Genomic DNA, 5,033 nt, shown 5'->3' on the forward strand with positions numbered 1-5,033 from the left:
CGGTGGCGCTGCGCGCGGCTAATCTGATCGATTAGCCGTGCACATCCGCGCGACCGCCCCGCACGCCGCATCCGCCGTTTTCGCCAAGGGAGACACCGTGCCGCCTCTGACGAACGACCCGCCGGGTTCTTCCCTGGTCGTGGAGTCGATCGCGGACCAGCTCTACAGGATCCTGTGCGAGAGGATCACCGGTGGGACGTTCGCGCCCGGCTCCCGCCTCGATCCCCAGGCGGTCGCGACGGAGTTCGGCGTCTCACGCACGCCCGTACGCGAGGCGCTGGCCCGCCTCGAGCACGACCAGCTCATCGTGACGCGACCCCGGTCGGGCACCTTCGTGGCCCGGCCGGGCGTCACCGACGTGCACGAGGTCTGCCAGTTGCGCAAGGGCATCGAATGGGTGGCCACCGGCATCGCGGCCGGCTCGATGTCGCAGGAGCAGATCGCCGACCTGCGCGCCGAGGCGGTCGAGGCGCTCCGCCAGGCCGAGCGGGGCGACTACGAGCCGTTCTTCGCCAGCGACAGCCGCCTGCACAACGAGATCGTGGCGGCCACCGGGAACGCGCGCCTGATCAAGGCCCGTTCGTCGACCGAGCCGTTCGTGCAGTGGCTGCGGGTGCTGGGCGCGACGGGGCCGCACCGCATCGCCGGCTCCACGCGACGTCACCTGGAGATCCTCGACGCCATGGCCGCCCGCGACACCGCCACGGCCCAGCAGGCCGCGGCGGTGCACCTGGACGAGGTGGAGGAGTGGACGATCGCCGACATGGAGTCCAAGGCGATCACGACGTGAGGCCCGGAACGTCTCACGACACGCATAGTTGGATCTAGCGCTCTTTACCGCGGGAGCCTTATTCTCGCTCGACGTGAAACCCCTCAAGATCGCGGCGCTCGCCTGCGCCCTCATCACGCCCTTAGCCGGAACGACGGCCGCGCACGCCTCGGCATATCCGGTGAAAAACCCCGTACTCACCAAAAACTCGCTGTATCAGACGGGCCCGCTGCCCACGACGACATGCGAGGAGTTGCCGGTCAAGCCCAAGAACCGCGCCCAGGCCCGCGCCTACATCGACGAGGTCATCCGCTGCCTGGAGAACACGTGGGGGCAGCACCTGAAGAATGCCGGCCTGCCCTATGAGCCGGTCAAGGTCCGGCACGTGACGAGCCTGCCCAAGAACTACTGCGGTTCCGACAACGGAAACGACGATTCCCAGGCGTGGTATTGCGACTGGGACCGCACGCTGTCCTTCAAGCTCGGCAAGTCATGGCTCGACTCCCCTTCCGACCTCTGGCTGTTCAACACGGCCGCGTCGATGTACGGCTACCACGTGCTGAAATTGGCCGGCATATACGATGCAGGCGAAGACCTCAGAGCTCGCAGCAAGTCCGAGCACCACGAGCAGGCGCGGCGCCTGTCCCTGCAGGCCGAATGCCTGGGCGCCGCCTTCATGCAGAGCGTCTGGCCGATCAAGGGCAGGACCACGGAGGACTGGGACAAGTTCCTGTGGCTCGTCCAGGGCGACCAGCGGGGCGACGACCCGCTCTATGGCAAGACCAGCACCATCAAGAACTGGATCCGGGCCGGTTTCCGCACCGGCGACCCGGGTTCCTGCAACACCTGGACGGCGCCCTCGTCGAAGGTGGCCTGACCCCCAGACACGGCGGGCCGATAGTGCCTCAGTGATCTTGAAGGCGGACGGCCCGCCGGGATCCCGGCGGGCCGTCGTGTGAGTTGTGCGAGGTCAGCCGTCGGTTTCCGCCGACGGAAGGTAGCCACCGGGCACCTCGTCCGGGGTGAAGATCTTGTCCTCACCCGGGTAGGGCGTGGTCCAGTTGTGCGCCTGATACCAGGTGAAGTGGTTCATGAGCACGGGGCTGGCGTAGTCCGCGATCGCGTTCGCCCCGCTCAGGTGCTGCTCCTTCTGCCAGGCAGTCCAGGCGTCGACGATGTGCTGCTTGTCGGCGGGCACGGTCGAGGCCGTGGTCTGTGCGGGAGCCCCCGAGGCGCTCGCCGCGGCCGGGGTGTCGTTGCCGCAGGCCGGCGGGGTGGCCAGACCGTCGGTGAGCGGCACCTGGTTGGGCACCACGTTGAACGGCGTGTAGTCGGGCTTGTTGGTGAAGGCGCGGCTCATCGGGGTGGCGGCGCTGTCCTTCTGGTTCATCGGCTGGATCCCGAGGATCTGCTCGATGGTGCGGATCATGGTGATCTGCGTGTAGTAGCGGCTGTCCACCTTGCCGTGCTGGGCCCAGGGGCTGATGATCTGCACGGGGCCGCGCGCGCCGTCGACGTGGTCGACGCCGTCCTGGGTGTCGTCCTCGATCACGAAGATCGCGGAGTCCTTCCACCACTTGCTGTGCGAGATGGTGTCGACGATCTTGCCGACGGCCAGATCATTGTCGGCGACCTGGGCGACCGCGTTCGGCGCCCCACCGGTGTGGTCGCTGGACAGCCAGAACATGTTGAGGTTGGCCGGGCCGTTGGCCTCGAAGTCACGCTTCCAGATCTGGTACCGGTAGATGTCCGGGATGTTGGTGTCGTACTTCGGGTACGCGTGCACCGTGATGTCGTTGAGCGACGGGATCGGCGACTGGGTGTCCGTCTGGATGGTGGTGTCCTGACCGGTCGCCTCCATGTTCCGGGCGTCGCAGTAGAACTTCTGCCACGACGAGCCGGCGGGGACGGTCAGGAACTGGGTGAACTCACCGAAGTTGCGAGCGGTCTTGCCGGCGGCCTGGGCACCGGTCCACAGGAAGCCGGTGCGCTGGTGGCCCAGCGCGTCGTCCTCCGTGTCGTAACTGCGCTGGTACAAGCCGGCGCTGGACTCGGTGTACTCCGGGTTGTCGGCCTGCATCAGCCAGTTGTGGCCCTCGGCTGAGTTGGTGCCGATGGAATAGGTGTTGTCGTAGAGACCGAACTGACGCGCGAGAGCATGCTGGTTCGGGGTGACCCTCTCGCCGAACTGCGCCAGCGACGGGTCGCCGTTGCCACGCGAGTCGTCGCCGAACACCTGATCGTAGGAGCGGTTCTCCTTGACCAGCAGGAAGACGTTCTTGATGGTCGACGGGTCACCGAGGCGCTTGGGGACCGGCACGGCGTGCTGGGAGTTGCCCTCGGCCTTCTTGACGTCGTTCTTGCCCCAGCCGTTCTGCGCGAAGACCGTGGCCGTGGACTTGGCGATCTCCCGGTCGGCCGGCAGCTTGAACCGGAGCAGCGAGCCGGTCGAGTCGTGGGTGTTGTGGCCAGTGGCCGGCGTGGTGCCGGCTCCCTTGTTGATCGTGCGTGTCGGGCCGCGCTCGCCGATGCCGCGGGTGTTGGTGACGATCACGTCGTCGCCGACGGTGGTCACCTCCTCCGGGTAGTAGTCCGTCGGGAGCAGGCCGACGTAGCTGACCGGCTCCTGCGGCGTGGTGTAGCGGTAGACGGCGACCGCGTTCGCCCGGCCGAGGGTGACCAGCAGGTGGCCGTCCTCGGTCAGGGTCACACCGTTCGGGGCGTAGCCGACCGTGGCCTCCGGCCACGGCTGGGTGGCGATCGTCTGGACGACCTGGTCGCTGGACGTGTCGATGACCGAGACCGAGTCGTCGAACGTGTTGGTGACGAAGAGCGCGCTGCCGGCGGCGTGCATCGCGGTCGGGTGCAGACCGACCTCGATGGAGGAGACCGAAGCGGCCGGGTTGGCGACGTCGATCACGCTCACGGTGCCGGTGGTCGTCGCGCCCGTGACCGGGTTGGCCGGCACCTGGGTGCCGTAGGAGTTCATCGTCGTCTCGCCGGGGTTGGCCGGGCGGCCGCCCTCGTTGCTGACGTAGAGCTTGTTGCCGACCAGCGCCAGACCACGAGGCGCGGTGCCCACGGTCCAGTTCTGCTGGATCGCGCCGGTCGCGGCGTCCATCGCCACGACGCGGTTCTGGCCGTTGACGGCGGCGTACACGGTCTTGCCGTCAGCGGAGAAGACCGCCTGGGCCGGCAGCGCCTTCTTCGTGCCCTGCGCGGCGATGGTGACGAACGTCGGGGTGCCGAGGGTGCCGTCGGCGTTCACCGGGAAGCGGTTGAAGCCGTCGATCTGCGGTAACCACAGGGTCTTGCCGTCCGGAGAGTAGGCCGGCCCCTCCTGCCCGACGTTGTTGCTGGCGATGCGCACACCGGCGGTCGAGGCGGTCCCGGCCTGCTGCAGCACCTTGTAGTTCTGCAAGTCGATGATGGTCAGAGCGATCGACCGGTCGTTGGTGAGCGCCGCGAGGAAGCGGCCGTCCGGGCTGATCGTCGAGGCAAGCAGCTTGCCGTTGTCGACGAGCAGGCGGTCACCGATCGGCTTGATGATCTGGTCGCTGGCGAGTTGCAGGCCGGCCTTGGTGGTGGAGCCGACCAGGTTGGTGCCGAACACCTCGGTGGAGGCATAGGCGATGCCCCCGCCGGCGATGGCGAGAGCTGCGGTGCCGGCCGCCACCAGGCGGATCCGGCGACCGGTGCGTCGATCGAAGAACCCGAGACGGTCCTTCGCGACGCGCTGGCGCTTGACGTGCATGAATCATTCCTTCGGGGTGCTGGCGAGCAGGTCGACGTTCCCGTCGAACTGCCACAGGGGGTTGGGTGCGTCCCCGGCCGGGGTTCGCACCTGGAAGTAGCCGTTCACCTCTTTCGGTCCGTCGCCGTCGGCGATGTACCGCCCGTCCGCGGTGGCGTCGAGCTGGTAGATGGCGGTGCCCACGGCGGTCGCGCCGGGGAGGTGCCAGGAGACGACGCATCGCCAGTCGTTGCCCGGTCCCTCGTCGAGCACCCGCGAGCCACCCTTGTCGCAGGACGCGGTGGCCTGCAGCTGGGCCTCGGTGACGTCGGGGCGATGGAGCTGCTGCGTCTGCAGCCGGTAGAGGTGGGCGTACGCCGTGGCGAGCGAGTCCTGCAGCTTCCCCTTCTCGATCCCCGAGCCCGTGGCCGGGGTCGCGCCGGCGATCACGCCGACGGTGAGGGCGACCAGCGCGGCCAGCGGCAGGACCGCCGCCACGACGACCCGGCGGCCCGACCCGTCGTACGCGAG

Annotated in this window: 3 protein-coding genes and 1 pseudogene; 2 read left to right on the plus strand and 2 right to left on the minus strand. The window is 68.2% G+C overall.

Features of this window, described 5'->3' with window-relative positions; genetic code table 11:
* Positions 1–97 precede the first annotated feature (97 nt).
* The gene (locus AB0J09_RS55920; protein ID WP_360710599.1) at positions 98–790 is read left to right on the plus strand and encodes a GntR family transcriptional regulator; all 693 of its coding nucleotides are present in this window, start codon (positions 98–100) and stop codon (positions 788–790) included.
* A 73-nt stretch (positions 791–863) separates the two neighbouring features.
* Positions 864–1,646: a neutral zinc metallopeptidase gene (locus AB0J09_RS55925; RefSeq protein ID WP_360710601.1), complete on the plus strand. Its 783-nt coding sequence runs from the start codon at positions 864–866 to the stop codon at positions 1,644–1,646.
* Between the two features lie 93 nt (positions 1,647–1,739).
* Here the strand turns inward: AB0J09_RS55925 and AB0J09_RS55930 are convergent, their stop codons facing one another.
* Complete coding sequence (locus AB0J09_RS55930) at positions 1,740–4,523, minus strand: alkaline phosphatase family protein (RefSeq protein WP_360710603.1); 2,784 nt, start codon at positions 4,521–4,523, stop codon at positions 1,740–1,742.
* A gap of 3 nt (positions 4,524–4,526) precedes the next feature.
* Positions 4,527–5,033, minus strand: a pseudogene (locus AB0J09_RS55935) (ABC transporter permease); the annotation flags it as partial.

The sequence above is a fragment of the Nonomuraea sp. NPDC049784 genome (genome assembly GCF_040659615.1).
Lineage (GTDB): Bacteria > Actinomycetota > Actinomycetes > Streptosporangiales > Streptosporangiaceae > Nonomuraea.

Bases quoted from the DNA above. Each gene is read 5' to 3' on its own strand.
- AB0J09_RS55930 (WP_360710603.1), bottom strand. From the start codon at position 4,523: ATGCACGTCAAGCGCCAGCGCGTCGCGAAGGACCGTCTCGGGTTCTTC.